This is a genomic window from Dysgonomonas mossii, from assembly GCF_004569505.1.
GTDB lineage: Bacteria > Bacteroidota > Bacteroidia > Bacteroidales > Dysgonomonadaceae > Dysgonomonas.
The window spans coordinates 1-391 of sequence record NZ_SPPK01000137.1; the positions used below are offsets into that span (position 1 = coordinate 1).

The 391-nt window shown below is 33.5% G+C and carries 1 protein-coding gene; it reads right to left on the bottom strand.

The genetic code is table 11. From position 1 onward, the window contains the following. A partial coding sequence (locus tag E4T88_RS17790) for an SLC13 family permease (RefSeq protein ID WP_185146767.1) occupies positions 1 to 391 on the bottom strand: 391 nt, incomplete at both ends.

Sequence of the window (391 nt, forward strand, 5' to 3'; positions counted from 1 at the left end):
ATGTATGTGTATACCCACTGCTATAGTCGCTAAAATCGGTAATATCATTGTTCCTGTAGCTGTATTCGATGTAATCTCAGTTAAGAATAGTACGAACAGTGTAACAATAAAGATAATCAAGATGATGTTAATACCTTCAAGGCTAGATATTTGTTTACCCATCCATTTATCTAAACCACTTTCTGTAATAGCTGATGCTACAGCTAAACCACCACCAAATAGTAATAAAATACCCCATGGTAAGTCTTTTGCAATAGACCAATCTAAAATTCGAGCAAATTTTCTTTTTGCGGGCACTAAGAATAATAATACCGCAACGAACATTGAAATCGTTCCATCTTTAACAAGCTCTGTAAATGTAAATTGTGAAAGTAAAAATTCTCTTGATACC